The organism is Aquimarina litoralis, assembly GCF_019295435.1.
GTDB lineage: Bacteria > Bacteroidota > Bacteroidia > Flavobacteriales > Flavobacteriaceae > Aquimarina > Aquimarina litoralis_A.
Genome location: NZ_WEKL01000108.1, coordinates 108114 through 126149, shown reverse-complemented (window position 1 = coordinate 126149; position 18036 = coordinate 108114). Strand labels below are relative to the sequence as shown.

At 33.7% G+C, this 18036-nt stretch carries 18 protein-coding genes and 1 pseudogene; 9 read left to right on the top strand and 10 right to left on the bottom strand.

Going from position 1 to position 18036, the window contains the following annotated elements:
- Together GBO31_RS24510 and GBO31_RS24505 are read left to right on the top strand one after the other, a co-directional pair.
- A pseudogene (locus GBO31_RS24510) lies at positions 1-591 on the top strand (hypothetical protein); the annotation flags it as partial.
- Between the two features lie 173 nt (positions 592-764).
- Positions 765-2276, top strand: coding sequence for an OmpP1/FadL family transporter (locus GBO31_RS24505; RefSeq protein WP_219011270.1), 1512 nt, complete (start codon positions 765-767; stop codon positions 2274-2276).
- Positions 2277-2333: 57 nt separating this feature from the next.
- Here GBO31_RS24505 and GBO31_RS24500 read toward each other — a convergent pair whose 3' ends face one another.
- A complete protein-coding gene (locus GBO31_RS24500; RefSeq protein ID WP_219011269.1) occupies positions 2334-3866 on the bottom strand; it encodes a T9SS type B sorting domain-containing protein in 1533 nt (510 codons plus the stop codon).
- A gap of 338 nt (positions 3867-4204) precedes the next feature.
- Between GBO31_RS24500 and folE the strand changes: the two genes are divergently transcribed.
- The 4 genes from folE to lgt all read left to right on the top strand — a co-directional run bounded on the left by folE (position 4205) and on the right by lgt (position 7737).
- A complete protein-coding gene (gene folE, locus GBO31_RS24495; protein ID WP_219011268.1) occupies positions 4205-4882 on the top strand; it encodes a GTP cyclohydrolase I FolE in 678 nt (225 codons plus the stop codon).
- A 39-nt stretch (positions 4883-4921) separates the two neighbouring features.
- On the top strand, positions 4922-6418 hold the full coding sequence (gene cysS / locus GBO31_RS24490; protein ID WP_219011267.1) for a cysteine--tRNA ligase: 1497 nt from the start codon (positions 4922-4924) through the stop codon (positions 6416-6418).
- A gap of 22 nt (positions 6419-6440) precedes the next feature.
- On the top strand, positions 6441-6692 hold the full coding sequence (yidD, locus tag GBO31_RS24485) for a membrane protein insertion efficiency factor YidD (protein ID WP_429725826.1): 252 nt from the start codon (positions 6441-6443) through the stop codon (positions 6690-6692).
- A gap of 94 nt (positions 6693-6786) precedes the next feature.
- On the top strand, positions 6787-7737 hold the full coding sequence (gene lgt, locus GBO31_RS24480; protein WP_219011265.1) for a prolipoprotein diacylglyceryl transferase: 951 nt from the start codon (positions 6787-6789) through the stop codon (positions 7735-7737).
- An 81-nt stretch (positions 7738-7818) separates the two neighbouring features.
- Here lgt and prfA read toward each other — a convergent pair whose 3' ends face one another.
- Positions 7819-8895 carry a peptide chain release factor 1 gene (gene prfA / locus GBO31_RS24475; protein ID WP_219011264.1) on the bottom strand — a complete coding sequence of 359 codons (1077 nt, stop codon included), beginning with the start codon at positions 8893-8895 and terminating at the stop codon, positions 7819-7821.
- A gap of 58 nt (positions 8896-8953) precedes the next feature.
- Here prfA and GBO31_RS24470 point away from each other — a divergent pair, with 58 nt between their 5' ends.
- Positions 8954-9382 (top strand): hypothetical protein, encoded by a 429-nt coding sequence (locus GBO31_RS24470; RefSeq protein WP_219011263.1) that lies wholly within the window; start codon positions 8954-8956, stop codon positions 9380-9382.
- Positions 9383-9473: 91 nt separating this feature from the next.
- A complete protein-coding gene (locus GBO31_RS24465) occupies positions 9474-9668 on the top strand; it encodes a hypothetical protein (protein ID WP_219011262.1) in 195 nt (64 codons plus the stop codon).
- Positions 9669-9728: 60 nt separating this feature from the next.
- Here the strand turns inward: GBO31_RS24465 and GBO31_RS24460 are convergent, their stop codons facing one another.
- Positions 9729-10223 (bottom strand): DUF1648 domain-containing protein, encoded by a 495-nt coding sequence (locus GBO31_RS24460; protein WP_219011261.1) that lies wholly within the window; start codon positions 10221-10223, stop codon positions 9729-9731.
- Positions 10224-10282: 59 nt separating this feature from the next.
- Here GBO31_RS24460 and GBO31_RS24455 point away from each other — a divergent pair, with 59 nt between their 5' ends.
- Positions 10283-10777, top strand: coding sequence for a peptide-methionine (S)-S-oxide reductase (locus GBO31_RS24455; RefSeq protein WP_219011260.1), 495 nt, complete (start codon positions 10283-10285; stop codon positions 10775-10777).
- Here GBO31_RS24455 and GBO31_RS24450 read toward each other — a convergent pair.
- The 7 genes from GBO31_RS24450 to GBO31_RS24420 all read right to left on the bottom strand — a co-directional run bounded on the left by GBO31_RS24450 (position 10774) and on the right by GBO31_RS24420 (position 18022).
- Positions 10774-11955: an AIR synthase related protein gene (locus GBO31_RS24450; protein WP_219011259.1), complete on the bottom strand. Its 1182-nt coding sequence runs from the start codon at positions 11953-11955 to the stop codon at positions 10774-10776. The two genes, GBO31_RS24455 and GBO31_RS24450, sit on opposite strands and share 4 nt — an antisense overlap.
- Positions 11956-12078: 123 nt before the next feature.
- A complete protein-coding gene (locus GBO31_RS24445) occupies positions 12079-13569 on the bottom strand; it encodes a carboxypeptidase-like regulatory domain-containing protein (RefSeq protein ID WP_219011258.1) in 1491 nt (496 codons plus the stop codon).
- A 13-nt stretch (positions 13570-13582) separates the two neighbouring features.
- A complete protein-coding gene (locus GBO31_RS24440) occupies positions 13583-15058 on the bottom strand; it encodes a CsgG/HfaB family protein (RefSeq protein WP_219011257.1) in 1476 nt (491 codons plus the stop codon).
- A 6-nt stretch (positions 15059-15064) separates the two neighbouring features.
- On the bottom strand, positions 15065-15472 hold the full coding sequence (locus GBO31_RS24435; protein WP_219011256.1) for a curli production assembly/transport component CsgF: 408 nt from the start codon (positions 15470-15472) through the stop codon (positions 15065-15067).
- Positions 15473-15489: 17 nt separating this feature from the next.
- Positions 15490-16212 (bottom strand): curli production assembly/transport protein CsgE, encoded by a 723-nt coding sequence (locus GBO31_RS24430; RefSeq protein ID WP_219011255.1) that lies wholly within the window; start codon positions 16210-16212, stop codon positions 15490-15492.
- Positions 16213-16233: 21 nt separating this feature from the next.
- Entirely contained in the window at positions 16234-16752 is a 519-nt protein-coding gene (locus GBO31_RS24425) for a hypothetical protein (RefSeq protein ID WP_219011254.1), read from the bottom strand.
- Positions 16753-16837: 85 nt separating this feature from the next.
- Complete coding sequence (locus tag GBO31_RS24420) at positions 16838-18022, bottom strand: hypothetical protein (protein ID WP_219011272.1); 1185 nt, start codon at positions 18020-18022, stop codon at positions 16838-16840.
- Positions 18023-18036 lie beyond the last annotated feature (14 nt).

Below are 18036 nucleotides of genomic sequence, written 5' to 3'. Positions count from 1 at the left end.
GGCTGGAACAACTGGGGATGGAATGCTGGTTGGGGATGGAACGCTGGATGGGGCTGGAATGCCGGATTCGGATGGGGAAATCCTTACTGGTATGGCGGCGGATTTTGGTGCCCACCTTATTATAACTATGGATATGGTGGTTTCTATGGAAGAAATCGTATAGCATATAACAGAGGCTTTAGAAATAGAGGTTTCAGAAATGGCTATGCAAGCAATTATAGAAGCAGAAGTTCCTATAATTCTAGATCAAGATCTTTTAATAATAGATCTAGAAGTCGTTCCTACAACAATAGAAGTACTTACAATAACCGAAGAAGAATTTCTGCAGATAACAACAGACGTTCTAGAACATCTTCTTACTCAGGAAGAACAAGATCTTCTAACGGAAATTATTCAAGATCTAGATCTATAAGTCCTAACAGGAGTAGCTCCAGATCTTACAGAGGAAGTTCTAGAAGCTCTACTAGAAGCTATTCAGGATCAAGAAGTAGTAGAAGTTCTGGATCATACAGAAGTAGTGGTGGATCAAGAAGTAGCGGATACAGAGGAGGAAGTCGCGGTGGCGGAAGAAGTCGTGGCGGAAGAAGATAACAAACCATACTACAGTAAAAGTTATCAACTCTCCGAACTTTCAACATAAATAATCTCATATAGTTTATTCGATTTAGATAGTTATAGTGCATAAAAAACACTCTAACTGTCTATATCGCTGGACTATTTATTACCAACAATTAAGAGACTCTCTTATATATTGAATACAACATATGAAAAAGATATTTTTATTTCTAAGCATATTCTCCATTACTTTCATAAATGCCCAAGATATAACTGATGCTGTTCGATATTCACAGCAGGACATTCTAGGAACTGCTCGTTTTAGAGGTATGAGCGGTGCTTTTGGAGCCTTAGGAGGAGATCTTTCGGCATTACAAATAAATCCAGCAGGTTCTGCAATTTTCTTAAATTCATCTGGATCTATTACACTTTCATCGTCCAATATCCAGAATGATGCTAGTTATTTTAATGGATTTAGTGAATCCTCTTCTTCAAATCTTAACTTCAATCAACTGGGAGCAGTCTTCGTTTACAACAATAGAAATGAATCTTCTAAAGTCAACAGAATATCATTAGGAATCGCTTATGATCAAACCACAGATTTTGCAGAAGAACTTTTTGCTTTTGGTAGAAGTAATAATTCTATTGATAGTTTTTTTCTTCAAGAAGCACAAGGGATTCCATTGAATCTAATCACTGTAGCTCCAGGAGAAAGCATTGATGGAGTTTATGGTTTTCTTGGAGAAACAGAAGGCTACAGCGCACAACAAGCTTTCTTAGGACATGAGTCTTTCCTAATAGAAGCAAATGATTTAGATGACCCTAATAACACTATCTATTTCTCCAATATTGCTTCTGGAGTTTTTGATCAGGAATATTATTATGAAAGCACAGGCCTTAATGGAAAATTTACGATAAATGTAGGAACACAGCTACATGAAAGATTTTATATTGGAGTTAATTTAAATTCTCATTTTATCAATTATGATAGAGTTACAGAATTTTTCGAAGGTAATAATAATGCTGGAAGCTCTATTAACGAAGTTATATTTACAAACAGACTTTCTACTTTAGGAGCAGGTTTTTCCGCTCAAGTCGGTGGTATTTTCAAAGTATCTAATATTTTAAGATTAGGAGCATCATTAGAATCACCTACATGGTACTATATTGAAGAAGAAACTACTCAAAGATTAGAGACTTTTAGTAATGTAGATGGTAGAGCATTAGTAGACCCTAATGTGATTAATATTTTTCCAGAATATCAATTACGAACTCCAGGAAGAGCAACAGGAAGTGTTGCTATACTATTTGGAAAAAGAGGTTTGATCAGTCTAGATTATTCATACAAAGATTATGCTTCTACAGAATTTGACTCTGATGGGTTTGATGATTTCTCCGAATTAAATCGAGAAATTGAAAACACCTTACAAGGAGCTTCTACTATTAGAGTTGGTGGAGAGTTTAGAAATGGAAATTGGAGTTATAGAGGAGGATACAGCTATGAAGAAAGCCCATATAAAAATGAACTGATTCTTGGAGAAAGAACAGGTTTTTCTTTAGGTGTTGGCTATAATTTTGGCAAAGTAAAATTTGACGTTGCTTATGATTATTCAGAACAAGAACGCCTTCAACAATTCTATCCTAATTCTAATTTTACCAATTTTGCTAATGTGGATAGTTATAGAGATAATCTTACTTTTACATTAAGTTTAAACTTGTAAAAAATAAAGTCGCAAAAAAAAAGAGCTGAAGATCAATCAGCTCTTTTTTTTATTTTATTATCGTATCAGCGAAAAACTACCCGCAAATGTTCTTCTTGCTCTATTTGGATCCCTATCGGATTGCTCATTAAACTCTACTCTAAACCAATATTGCGAAGAGGGCATTAAGTTTCCATTATATGTACCATCCCAACCAGGTCCAGTTGGATTTAGCTGTTTTAACAATTTCCCATGCCTATCAAAAATATACACCAATGCCGGAGTGGGTTGATCTTCCGGATTTATTAAGTTCCAAGTATCGTGAAAACCATCTCCATTTGGAGTAAAATACTGAGGATATCCAAGAATCATAATATCCACCGATGTTCTTTCATTATCAGGACAGTTGGCATACCTAGCAACAATCCTATAATCTCCAGGTGGCACTTGTTCAAAAACAGGAGAAGATTGATATGCTCTATATTCAACAAAATTTCCATCCATGTTTACATCTCTATCTAATCGATATTCAAAATCTGTAAATCCTTCTGCTTCTACGATTGGATCGGTAGTAACTTCTGCTGTTAACGTATAACTACCCGAAAAAGAAGATTCAGTAATAGCATAATCAACCTGAAATGTAATTTGAGACACATCTAAAACAGAAACCTGATCCGGAGAATCGGGAACTTCAATTCCATTTGCATCGAAACCTCTCAATCGATAAATTCCATTAGTAGTAACATTATCATAAAAAGGGAATGTTGCTCCAGGAATATCTACAAAATTGGTATCTCCTAAATCCGCTCTAGACCATTGAAAAGTTTCTGCAGCAGGAACTGCTGGAGGTCCAGTACTAGCAGGAAATCTTCCTTCTATAGTTAACGGAAAATTTCCACATGTAGCAATTCTATCTTGAGGAATTCCAGGTTCTAAAACACTACAATCTGTAGTTCCTGCATCTTCTTCTCCAAGATTCGTTTGTTCTAATTGAATAACTCCCGCTTCATCAGAAAAATTTGTAATCAATACAATGTAGAATTCACCAGTCTGCGCATCTGGAATCGTAAAAGTTTCGATAAAGTTATCATCAGATGTTCTTGCATAACTACAATCTACAATATTCGTATTATCTTCATCATTTATATAAAAATCAGGTTCATCAGCATTATTTACACACTCTGCTGGTCTGATATTTTCTCCATCCCCATTTAAATCACAACCTCTTGGTAATTCATCTTCACAATTGATAATAAAAGAAGTTTGAAACGGGCCCCATGCTATGAAATCAACATCTAGCTGTCGTTCATTACGATCTAACCGACTATCTCCATCTGCATCTACCCATTGACGAATATCAAATACCAGTTCACCTGGTTCATCAATTAGCATAAAATACCAAGAAGGATTTGGGGTTGTATTTAAACATCCTACTTCTCCTAAACCATCAATATCACCTGTAGTATTAGGAAAAGTTAGCTCTAAAGATGCATCAGAACAAAATGGCTGTGCATTCCTACACGCCACATCAAAGTCCTGTGCTTTTACATTTACACTATGAAGGCAAAATAGCGTAAAGAATAATAAGATTTGAGGTAGTATTTTTGACATATTTTATATAACGTAGGTTCGTTTAATTTCTTGTGTAGGAATTAAATTTACTAATTTTTAAGAAAGTGCCTAGAAAACTATTAGAATATTTATAATTGTTAACATAGCTTTTACTAAGTAAAAAGACAAAATTGTATCTTTGCAGCCTGTTTTATAACTGATTTCATTTTAATTACAATTTTTAAAATTTAACTCTATTATAAAATGTAAGAAATTAAAAAAAGAATACGTTAAAATTGTAAGTATTGAGTTATAGATCTTTCAATTTTAAACAATACACATTTACAAACGTAAGTGTATATTAATGATTCTTGAAGTAATAACAAAAATTTGAACTTGTGAAGATAGACAAGGCCCTTGAAGCTATTGAAGCGCTAGGTGATAATCATGTAGCTACTAGCGCAACTACACCTCTAAGAGAAGATGCTTTTAAATTAAGCGATAAAGAAAAAATCGATTTGATTAGAGAAGATGTAAAACATATTATGGAAACCTTAGGATTAGATCTTAATGATGATAGTCTAAAAGGAACTCCACAAAGAGTGGCAAAAATGTTCGTAAATGAAATTTTTGCAGGATTACATCCGCAAAGAAAACCTGAAGCCTCAACCTTTGACAATAATTATAAATATGGCGAAATGCTTGTAGAAAAGAACATTACTGTTTATTCTACTTGCGAGCACCATTTATTACCCATCATAGGTCGTGCACATGTTGCATACATCTCTAATGGAACTGTTGTAGGTTTATCTAAAATGAATCGTATTGTGGATTATTATGCAAAACGTCCACAAGTTCAAGAACGTCTAACTATGCAAATAGTTCAGGATCTTCAGGTTGTTTTAAACACTAAAGATGTTGCTTGTGTTATCGATGCAAAACATTTATGTGTTAATTCAAGAGGAATTCGAGATATAGAAAGTAGCACAGTTACTAGTGAATTTGGAGGTAAATTTAAGGAAGAATCTGTGCGCAGAGAATTTTTGGACTATATCAAATTAGACACTACATTTTAATCTATTTATTAATCAATCATTATAAGCACAATCAAAATTATGGCAGCAACTCCGTTGTACAAAACTCAGGAACTTAAAATTTATAATTCTCTTTCCAGTGAAAAAGAGGTTTTTATTCCAATTACAGAAGGAAACATAGGCATGTATGTATGTGGTCCAACTGTTTATAGCAATGTACATTTAGGGAATTGTCGAACATTCATTTCTTTTGATTTAGTGTTTAGATATTTGAAGCATCTTGGTTATAAAGTACGTTACGTAAGAAATATTACAGATGCAGGTCATTTAGAAAATGATGCTGATGAGGGAGAAGACAAAGTTGCCAAAAAAGCCCGTATAGAACAGCTAGAACCTATGGAAATTGTACAACGTTACACCTTAGATTTTCATAATATTCTGGCAAAATTCAACAACATCCCTCCTAGTATTGAACCAACAGCAACTGGCCATATTGTCGAACAAATAGAAATTATAAAAACTATCATCGATAATGGATATGCATATGTAGTGAATGGCTCTGTATATTTTGATGTAAAGAAATTTAATGAAACCAAAGAATACGGCAAGTTAAGTGGTCGCAATCTTGAAGATATGATTGCGAATACTAGAGAATTAAATGCGCAAAGTGATAAAAAGAATCCTCAGGATTTTGCATTATGGAAAAATGCAGAACCCAAGCATATTATGAGGTGGCCATCGCCTTGGGGTGACGGTTTTCCTGGATGGCATTTAGAATGTACTGTAATGAGCACAAAGTATCTTGGAGAAAAATTTGATATTCATGGAGGAGGAATGGATCTTAAATTTCCACATCACGAATGTGAAATTGCTCAAGGAGAAGCCGCTTGCGGTGTTACTCCAGTAAATTATTGGATGCACGCCAACATGCTCACCCTAGATGGCAAGAAAATGTCAAAATCTACTGGAAACATCTTATCTCCAGCTGAGATATTTAGCGGAGAAAGCGACAAGCTAAACAAAGCTTTTGCTCCTACTGTAGCTAGGTTTTTTATGTTGCAAGCACATTATAGAAGTATTTTAGACTTTTCGAATGATGCCTTGGAAGCTTCTGAAAAAGGATTTTACAAATTAATGGAGTCTATTGGAGCTTTAGAAAACTTAAAGACGAGTGCTACTACCGAAGGGTTTAATATTCAAAATTGGATACAAGAGTGTTACGATGCCATGAATGATGACTTTAATAGTCCAATTTTAATAGCCAAATTATTTGAAGCGGTTAAGTTTATCAATTCCGTGAAAGAGGACAAAGCTTCTATTTCTACTGAAGACCTCAATGCATTGAAAACAAAAATAAATGAATTTGTTTTTGATGTTTTAGGATTGGTAAATACAAATGAAGCTTCATCTGATATTAGTGACAAGCTTTCGGGTACCGTAGAACTATTGATTAATTTAAGAGCTGAAGCAAGAGCAAATAAAGATTTTGCCACTAGTGATAAAATTAGAGATGAGTTACAAGAAATGGGTATCCAATTAAAAGATGGTCGAGAAGGAACCAGCTTTACCCTTAATTAAGGCAACTATTTTGAGTGCTAAATTGACATTACGAAAAGCTGCAATAGCTCCTTTTATTGGGTTGATTAAGTTTTACCAAAATTTTATCTCTCCATTAACACCTGCTACTTGCCGCTATCAACCAACTTGTTCTCATTACAGTTTGGAAGCACTGAAAAAACATGGATTACTGAAAGGTGGAAAACTTGCTATTAAACGAATATTTAGTTGTCATCCTTGGGGTGGTAGTGGTTATGATCCTGTTCCTGATTCATGTTGCAAGGATAAAAGTTAACTCATTCAAATCGTACTTTAACTCAATATTACTTTAATTCTAATTTTGAGTTCAATTAAATACCTATATTTACCCTAGAAAAATAGATTTCTATATGATATTCTCTAAAATAGTTTGGAATCCTATTGAAGGATTAGATCTTGGCTTTTTTATAATTCGTTTTTATAGCCTAATGTTTGTGGTTGCTTTTTCTCTAGGTTGGTATTTGATGAAAAAAATATACATCCGTGAAAAAATCTCCATGGAAAAACTAGATTCTGTATTTATTTATGCAGTAATAGGAACATTACTAGGGGCAAGACTAGGACATGTGTTTTTCTATGATTGGGGTTATTACAAAAACAATCTATTAGAAATTATTTTACCTTTTAAATTTAACCCTTCGTTTGAGTTTATAGGTTTTAGAGGGTTAGCTAGTCATGGTGCTGCCATAGCATTCATAATTGCTATGTATTATTACTCTAAAAACGTATTAAAAAAACATCCTTTATGGGTAATGGACAGAGTAACTATCCCTGCCGCATTTGGAGGGATTTTTGTGCGTTTAGGTAATTTTTTCAATTCAGAAATTATCGGAGATCCTTCGGTAGACTCTCCTTTTGGAGTAAAGTTTATTCGAGATGGTTTGAGTAAAGCGGAAGTGGTTCGTGAAACTGGGATCAAGAACATAAATGAAGCGTATTCAGCAGTGGTAAATAATCCTAAGTTTAGTCATTTATTAGAAGCCATTCCTTATAGACATCCTGCTCAATTATATGAAGCATTTGGATATATCTTTGTATCCTTTATACTTTGGTTTATTTATTGGAAAACAGACAAAAGAAATAACAGAGGTTTTCTTTTCGGTATGTATATGATGTTGATATTTGTTGTACGTTTTATTGTAGAAAGCGTTAAAAAGAGTCAAGGAGGTTTTGAAGATATGTTGGGCGATTCATTATCCACAGGACAATGGTTAAGCATACCTTTTGTATTGGTCGGATTGTATTTTATTATCACCGCAAAAAAAATAAAGGAAACACCTAAATCTTATAATTTAAAGTAAATATTATTAATATCTAATTATAAAAAAAGAGGATGATTTCTAAAATCATCCTCTTTTTTAATTCAATAAATATTTTCAAGTCTAAAAGACCTCGTTAGATTCTTTTAACTTCTCTGTATTTTCTACTAACTGAAGTTCATCAATAATTTTTTGAATATCTCCATCAATTATATTCCCTAAATNATATAAAGTTAGTCCAATACGGTGATCCGTAACACGACCTTGAGGATAATTATAGGTTCTAATCTTAGCAGAACGATCTCCAGAAGACACCATACTTTTACGTTTTTCAGAATCCGCTGCTTGTTTTTTCTCAAGTTCTCTTTCGTACAATCGCGATCTAAGCACCTTTAAAGCCTTCTCTAGGTTCTTATGTGATGATTTCTGATCCTGACAACTCACGATCATTCCTGTAGGTTCATGATGCAGTTTGATGGCAGAATAAGTAGTATTTACAGACTGCCCTCCAGGACCTGTTGAAGTAGTTCTTTCGATTCTCACTTCTGTCATATCCAATTCAACATCAAATTCTTCTGCTTCTGGTAATACCATTACTGTTGCAGCACTCGTATGCACTCTACCTTGTGTTTCTGTCTGCGGAACACGCTGCACTCGATGTACTCCTGCTTCGAATTTCATCGTTCCGTAGGCGTCTTCACCATTTACTTCAAAAATGATTTCTTTATATCCACCACTGGTTCCTTCGCTAAGATCCACTACGCTAGTACTCCATCCTTTACCTTCACAATACTTCGTATACATTCTAAATAAATCTCCAGCAAAAATACTCGCCTCATCACCACCTGTTCCTGCTCGAATCTCCACCACACAATTCTTAGCATCTTCGGGATCTTTGGGAACTAGCATAAAACGAATTTTCTCTTCTAATTCTGGTAGTTGTTCTTTAGCTTCATCCAGTTGCATTTTGGCCATTTCCACCATTTCTGGATCACTTCCATCAGCAATAATCTCTTCTGCCTCCTTTTTATTATCAGTTAACTCAATATAACGATCTCTTTCATCCATTAAAGCTTTTAGATCCTTATACTCCTTGTTGAGTTTTATATACCTTTTTTGATCAGCAATAATATCTGGTTGAATGATTAAATCATTCACCTCATCAAATCGTTGCTTAACAATATTTAATTTATCAATCATAATCTAACTATCCTGTGCGTGGAATTTACAAAAGTACATTTTTTTAAGCAAAGGTCATATGTATTTTATCATTCTAAAAGACAAATCTATAATTCAAAAAAATTGTATTTTTATTACCTGTATGATTCGAAACAACAATAGATATAATAAAAAATTGATTTTTAGTTGGTTTATGACTCTTTTGCTTTTCTTAGGCATTGGAGGTTATTCTAATTATACGCAACCGATTTCTTTTCAGGAAAATGTAGAACTTGTTGTTTCCGATAAACAGAACTCAGCAAAAGTACTTTCTTTCAGAAATACTTTAGATCAGGAACAGTATTATCTTTATAGTAATAAGCTAAATCTACTCGTGAAACATCACGAAGCTATTACTGCTATTGCATGTAAAAAGTTTAACAATACTATTTCATTAGAGATAAATCATCTCCTATCATTTTTCTTCCATCATAAATACTCTTCAGAAGAAGAAATTCTTTTCGTTTAAAATAGCGGCATTTTATTAAGTCCGCACTTATAATTTCAAATTATTATTAACTCCGNTATCAAACCTGTTAGTGGTTTACATTATTTTAAAAATGAAAAGATTTAAAAAAGTAATTAGACGAATCATCTTGTTACTATTTATTGTTACGGTCGCTATGATTCCAGTTCCAATTTTCTTTCAGAAAAAAGAAGGGAAGTTTAATGACGATAATACTATTGAGCTTGTAGAAACAAAAGAAGAAGACACTGAATCTGAAACCATCCAATTCAATAATGAATTAGGATAACACATATAAATCCCCAATAAAAATCGAGAGCTTGACAAGGGCTTCAAGCTCTCGATATTACTAAGACAACTTTCGAGATTTTAGTATAAAAAATATTATTATTCCAAAAAGAGCACCAACAAAAATCGGTAAAAACCAATTTCCTATTCCATGATAGTTACCAATTGCAACTTGAATAGACCCATATAAAACATAAGCAAAAGACCAAGCTATAATGAGATTCAACGCCCTTACTAATTTTGTTGAGTTTTTATAATATCCCAAAGCATTCTCCTTTGTAATTTTTGAAGGATAATTAAACACATGAGGAAACCTATTCAAAATATAAAGTCCTGATATCATAATCACACCTATTACTGGAAGCGTCCAAATCATTGATTTCGAACTATAGTTATCTGGATTGCCCTTGGCATTAAAGTGTGTAGGGATATTATCAGGAAGGTCACTATAATAAAGAAAAGGAAGTACAATCAAAAGACCTAAACCAATAAATGTACATACTTCTATTATTATGTCTATTGTATCTTTTTTTATAATAATTATAGGATTTCTCATAAGGCTTTTAATAATTTAAAATATTCAAATAATGAATTAATTTACGATTTTTACAAGATATGGAATATTTAAAAATAGGTTTAGGAGGAGGATGTCATTGGTGTACAGAAGCTGTTTTTCAATCATTAAAAGGAGTAATCACTGTGCAACAAGGGTATATTTCCAGTACAAAATCCAATAGTTCTTTCTCTGAAGCAGTAGTGGTAACTTATGATCCACAAATAATCTCATTAGACGACCTGATAGAAATCCATATACATACTCATAAAAGCACTGTCAATCATAGTTTCAGAGAAAAGTATAGAAGTGCTATATATTATTTTGATGAGCATGAAAAACAAAATATCAACTCAATTATCTCGAAGCTAAACCCAGATTTTGACAATAAGTTGATTACGAAAGTTTTAAAATTTCAAGCATTTCAAACTTCAAGAGATGAGCTTCTGGATTACTACATAAGCAACCCTGAAAAACCATTTTGCAAACGATACATACACCCAAAACTACAACTGCTTCAGGAAAAATATTCAACTAAGATAAAGATCACTAATTAGCTATAAGTATACTCGCCAAATTCGCTTTTTATCGTTAACTTCTTAGAAGTTGCTTCCTCTACTCGACCTACGATTTTAGCATCTACATCAAAACTTTTCGAAATAGAAATAATTTCATCAGCAACATCAGGAGAAACATATAATTCCATACGATGTCCCATATTAAATACCTGATACATTTCTTTCCAATCTGTTCCAGAGTTTTCCTGAATCAATTGAAATAATGGAGGTACATCAAATAAGTCATCCTTTATAATATGTAAATTATCTACAAAATGTAAGATTTTGGTTTGAGCTCCTCCGCTACAATGTACCATTCCGTGAATCGTATTACTATTATATTCAGATAATATCTTTTTTATAATAGGTGCATAGGTTCTTGTTGGCGATAAAACCAATTTCCCTGCATCAATAGGAGCATTTTTAACCTCATCTGTAAGTTTTGTTTTTCCAGAATACACAAGATCGGAAGGTACTGCCGCATCAAAACTCTCAGGATATTTCTCAGCTAACACCTTATGGAACACATCATGTCGTGCCGAAGTTAGACCATTACTTCCCATACCACCGTTGTATTCTTTTTCGTAAGAAGCCTGACCAAAAGAAGCCAATCCTACAATGACATCACCAGCCTGTATATTTGCATTATCGATAACATCTTTACGTTTCATTCGAGCGGTAACCGTAGAATCTACAATAATGGTTCGTACCAAATCTCCAACATCTGCTGTTTCTCCTCCAGTTGAATGAATGGTAACTCCAAAACTTTTAAGTTCTTCTAATAATTCCTCTGTTCCATTGATAATTGCAGAAATCACCTCACCAGGAATCAAATTTTTATTTCTTCCTATCGTGGAAGATAACATGATATTATCGGTAGCTCCAACACATAATAAATCATCGATATTCATGATCAACGCATCCTGTGCTATCCCTTTCCAAACGGAAACATCTCCCGTTTCTTTCCAATACATATATGCAAGAGAAGATTTTGTTCCTGCACCATCAGCATGCATGATTAAACAATACTCATCATCTCCAGTAAGATAATCTGGAACGATTTTACAAAATGCTTGTGGAAAAAGACCTTTATCTATATTCTTTATGGCACTATGAACATCTTCTTTGGATGCCGAAACACCTCGCTGAGCGTAGCGTTTGCTTACTTCTTGACTCATTATTATTGTATTATTCCGCTAGTAAAGGGCAAAGATAATCGAATTAATTTCGATTTTAATACTAAGAATTGCGATTTATTCGAAGTAAATCGCAATTCTATTATTTTCTATAAGAAGTTAACATCATTCCCAATCTGCCATAGAAGCATTTACAATAAGATCTGCTCTATTGGCAATTTCAAGAATTGACATTGTTTGAATATTTTTTTGAGATATCCCATCATTAGAAGTATTCACAAAAATGACAGCAGCCTCATTTGGTGAAAATCGAGCATCTAAATCATTCGTTCCTGCAGGTTTCTGAATAGAAATATCCAAGCTCGAACTATCTCCAAAATCATACACAAACAAATGAGAATCTAATTGCCTATAATCACTACTTTCAAAACCTGAAATATCTTGACTATACAATAATTTCGAACCATCTACAGAAAGATTTATACTACCTGCAGCTCCAGAAACTCCGGTTAAGACCGTTTCAAGAATTGCACCAGAAGCATTAATAGTAAATATCTCTACTTCGTATCCATCTAGATTATTCGTTTTCAATGCAATCACTCCATTATTATCGTTTTTATCAACCTCTGTAATTAAATCTCCATCAGATGTTTGATACAGCAGTGTCAGACCACTTCCATCTATATCAATACTATATAGCTTATCTTGATTAGGAAACAATAATTTAGAGCCATTATCTGACCATGAGAAATCAACTTCTCCTAAATTAAATCCTGCTACAGAAACCTGAGAAGTCACTTGAGAAACTTCGGTTCCGTCTTCATTCATAATAAATAAATGCACTTCAGAACTAACTGATTGTAAGAATGCTATTTTTCCAGTTCCTACATTTCGTCTAGGTCTGAAACTATTTTTGGTTTCTGAAGTTAATTGAATTTCAGTATCTCCTTGTTCATTTGCAGAATAAATCACACTATTTCCACCTACGGATCTTGTATAGATAATACGATTATTTGGTGGGCTTGAAGTTTCAAAAGCAAAAGTACTACTATTCACCGGATCATTAATTCCATCGCTACTACTTACCTGCCAAAAGTATTTTACGTTATACTGAAGATCGGTAAGCACATAGGTAGTATCAGTAATATTTTCAAATACCTCAACATCGGTATTGTCATCATTACGTAAGGTTACTGTATATGTTAACGTATCCTCATCAGGATCTTCACCTGTCCAAACCAAAGTAACTTCTATTGGTTGATCCACAGCATTATCTACTGGAGTATCTAAAACTGCAGCATTAGGAGGTCGGTTTCCAGCGGTTTCAATATCCATTTCAAAAACTATTTCTAATTCTCGATCTGCAATAACAGACACAGCTTCAAATTGAGCTAAAAGTCCATCCCTTTCTGCCGCAAGAGAATAATCCCCTGAAGGAATATTTTCTATTAAATATTCTCCATCAGCATTGGTAAAAACGGTGCTTGATGATGGATTTGTGGAAATTTTCACGTTTTCAAGAGGTTCATTGGTTCCAACAGCGACTACTGTTCCCCTTACAGAACCTAAACCTTCTAAATCTATAGTATCTTCGCTACATGAATTTATTAGCACTGCAGTGAAGATTAGTATTAATTTTATAAAATATCTTTTCATTTTCATTGGGGTTTTATCCTTTAGGAAGTTCACCGTTTTCAATTACTTTTCTATTTCTTTTTTTTAACTTTCTCAGTTCTTTCTCTTCTCTACGCTTTTGTTTTCGAAGCTCCTTATCCATTTTTAAAGGGCTTTTAAAATACCAGTTTAAACCAAAAGAGAAATTAAAATATTGATCATCTCTTTTCCCTTGAGATACATTGTCTAATTTATCTCCTAAAACAAGATTATGCGTAGCGTTTAGCGCGACTCCTATTTGATCTGTAACCAAATATTCTATTCCGCCTCCGTATTGGAACTTAAAAAAAGTTCTATCAAAATCATCCGTATTTACTGTTCCCACACCACCAAAAAAATATGGCGTGAGTTTTTCGAAAGGCAATAGAGTTAGTTCTGCATTGACATCGATTGCATTAAATCCTTCTGAAAAAGCATTTTCATTGCGCAGCTGAAATTTACTCAAACTTGCATTCGCGTTTAGATATGGATTAAAGTACCATTTTCCACCAATTCGAGCTGAATATGATAAATCTGCGTTATTATAATCTCCACTTATTAACGCTAATCCTCCATTTGCAAAAAGTGATTTCTTACCTCTTCGTTCTTTGAAATAACGCTCATAAAGTCCTGTATTTTGAGCTTCATTTTTTTCAGCATTATAATCCGCTACTAAAGCGTTCACAGTATCAGGCTCTTCAGAAGAACTCCATAACTTATCTTCTATCCCTTCTATTACAAGTGCTTCCACAGCTTTTTCAATTGCCTCCGAAACTGCGATTTGTCCAGGTTCGTTTTTAGTAAATCCTGTTTCTGCTTCTAATAAGCGACTAAACTTTACATACCTAAAGAAACTAGCATCTAATGCTTGAGATAAAATAGTTTTGGAAACATATACTGTTTTTAAAATCTTCCCGCTAGATGTAGAAACTGCTCTTAAATAAATAGTGATTCGATCTTGTCGATACTGAGTAGAACCTCCTACTCCAAAATATCTTGCTCCTAATCCTCCTGTAATAATATTGGAATCATAAGAAACTATACCTCCTTCTAAAATAATTCCTGCATAGAGTAAAGGTGGTAGTTGTGGTTCGTTCGTGTTTTTATTTTTTCTATATTCTTTTCTCGTAGAACGTATAATATTACGTTCATTTAATAGGTTACTAAGGTTTTCTCTTTCTATAGGCACAAACCACTTAGAATCTTCCAGAGCTTTAATCAAAATAGTAGTTGCTCCTTGGGTTACTGCAGTACTAAAGGTACTACCGGCTTCGGTAGGTTTATACTGACCTGTTTGATCTCTAAATTTATATACCCCAACCACAACAGGTTCTTTTGGCGAAGGCAAATCCCTTAGCGTTTGAGTAAACTTTGTATCTTCCCCTATTCTTGCTTGTTCTACTGTAATGGGCTGATTAAAATATGTCCCACATCCAGGTAACAATATGACACAAGCAATTACTAGAATTACTTGATAAAACTTGTGATGCATTAAAATTTAATTAGGAATTATTACTTGAGATTGATCTCCTGTACTGGTATCTAAAATATTAATTACCAGCCCTTCCCCTGATGGGAAAATCTCTATAAACAATGTTCCGAAACTAAAAGTTCCTTCTGTAAGACCTTCTTGTCCAAATTGCTCATTAAATAAGGTTCTTGATATTTGACTTAGTAATTGGTTGTTAAGACTCTCTGTAAATCGTTCTAACTCTGATCTATCATCTGCATTAGAATCACTTTCATCCATAAATGTGTTTTGGGCTTCTGCAGAACTCAATAACCACTGGTAGTTAAATGTATCACCCCCAAAAGCTGGATTCTTTGGCCTATAAACTAAGTCTTGCCCTACACTATATTGATATGCGGAGAAAACAAGTATTATAGTAATTATAACTGACTTCATTGTGTGTAAATAAGTAATTAGTACTGAAAAATATCTCTTTTTTGTTTTTTTAGATCTTTAAAATATTTATAGACCCTTCGAATCGAAATCTTAGACATTTGTTCTAAATATTCTATATCCGGTTTTCCTAAAAATTCATGAATAACTTTATCTTCAATTTTCACCTGAATGATAGTACTTCTACCAAAGCTAAGCTTTTCATAAACACCGACTATCTTAGAACCGTTGATGCTATTTAAAGTATAGGAATTATAGAAAAAATCATAAAAGTCTTTTCCTGGTTTTGTTTTAGTTTCTTCAATTACGATTCCTTTTAAAACAATTCCATCATCCTCAACGTATTCTTCTTCTTTTTCTTTTTTTTGTTCTTTTTCATTAAAAGCAATTCGAGCTTTACCTACAATTTTATCTTCTTCATATACTAGTAAAAGCATTATGATTTTATCTTTTTCATCTACACCTATCGATGTAGAAGTAAGTTTTTTTTGTTCATTAGCTTCTAATGTAAATCTATCTTCTTGATTATTTTTGGTAACTGTATTCGTACTATCGGTTCGAAAAATCGAGAATGTATATTTAAGACTTTTGTATACCTCGGTAGCATTCGCTGCTTCCGCATTGATAGCTATAATATCATCAATTCTTTCTGTCTTTATTTTAGCTACAACATCTGTATTCGTAAACTGACCATTTGAAAATTGAAAGATGAGTAGAAAAAGTATAGCCAGCTTAAAATTCATAAAACATAGCGTTATATCTGGTTAAAAACTTCTAACGATAATAGTTCGAGCATTTCCGGTCATTTTGAATTTCAAATTATTTGATAATTCATTACTTCCAAATTTTTCAAATGAAAGATTATCACCTTCCTGAAGAATTTCAAGATTTGTAGATATATCTGGGTTAAATGAAAAGTCGATAACAGAATTATTATTACCATTCTGAGTAATAAATTTTTCTATATCCCTTGACGTTTCGTTAATATCTATCAGGTTTTGTTCTCCATTCTGACTTAATCGAATATCAGAAGTTTGCGCTGTAATATTGGAAAACACCTGGTTGCCCGTACCCACCTGTTGTATAAAGACTGAATTATTATTTATTAAACTCTCTCTAGAGAATTGCGAATTGATGTTCGTACTTTGTAATTGGTTCAAAGTAATGAATTGCTCTTGATTATCTACCAATGATTCATCCTGATTATCTTCGTTCTGAGCATATGTATTTCCGAATATACATAGGGAAATTACTACTAGATATAATTTGAAATATTTTTTCATCAGCAAAGGGTTTTAAAAGTAGTAAAAGAGTTATGCCAACTTTTGGTTAGCATAACCCTTTCAAATATATTAAAATTATATCTTATTATTCTCCAGATCCAGACTGAGTTACTACAGCAGCGTTTCCAGTTCCACTTTGAAGAATGATGCTACTATGAGACTCTCCTGTTTGAGTAACAAAAGTAGTATTACCTTCTCCAAACTGAGTATCTTGAGCAAAGTTAGAATCTCCTAATTGGAAGATATCACTAATATTGCTTGCTCCATTTTGAGAAGAAACAGCTGTGTTTTCGTCTCCTATTTGTCCTTGTAATACTAAGTTATTTTCTCCGAAAAGACCAAAATCACCTTCTTGAGAAGCAGTAGCTACATTTCCATTACCAGACTGAAACTGACTTGCTGCATTATCTCCACCAAAGAATGCTAGATTTTGAGTTGCAGAAACTGAGTTTCCATCACCTATCTGAGTTTGGATGATAAAGTTGTTATCTTCTTCATGCTGAGCGAAAGCTTCGTTCTCATCACCTTCTTGTAATTGATCTACGATACCACCTCTAGAATCGAAGAAACTACTTCCTTGAAGAGAAGTTGCAACGTTACCTCCACCATTTTGTACTTGGATTAAGGTATTGTTAGTTCCCCACTGCTCACCAGCACCAAGGTTTGCTTCTCCTGTTTGTCTTTGATCTGCGAAGTTCACATCTCCAACTTGTGCCATTGTAGCAGTATTGAAAGAACCAGACTGGATGATTAAACTAAAGTTTTCTTCTCCACCTTGAGAAGTTGTTGCTGAATTAGCGTCTCCAAATTGACCTTGACCAGCATAGTTTAATGATCCGTCTCCAAAGAAACCTGCTCCTTCTTGAGAGATTGTAGCTGTGTTACCATTTCCTTCTTGAAGTTGTTCAGAAAGGTTATCCCCTCCAAAGTTTAAAAGATTTTGCGTTGCAGAAGCAGAGTTACCATTTCCTACTTGAACTTGGTATACTTCATTTCTATCTTCTTCGTGTTGTGCGAATGCAGTATTCTTGTCACCAGTTTGCATCTGAGTAACAATTCCGTTTCTAGAAGCAAATGCTTCACTACCCTGAATGGCTTCTGCGCTGTTTCCTGCCCCTAACTGAGTAGTAGTATTCGTATTTGCTAAACCTACTTGCGTAATATTTGCTGCATTGGCATCACCCGACTGATCTACACTACTTGTGTTTGACTGTGCAACCATCACTGACGCGCTTAATAAAGCTGCTAGACTAAAAATTACTTTTTTCATACGTAAAATATATT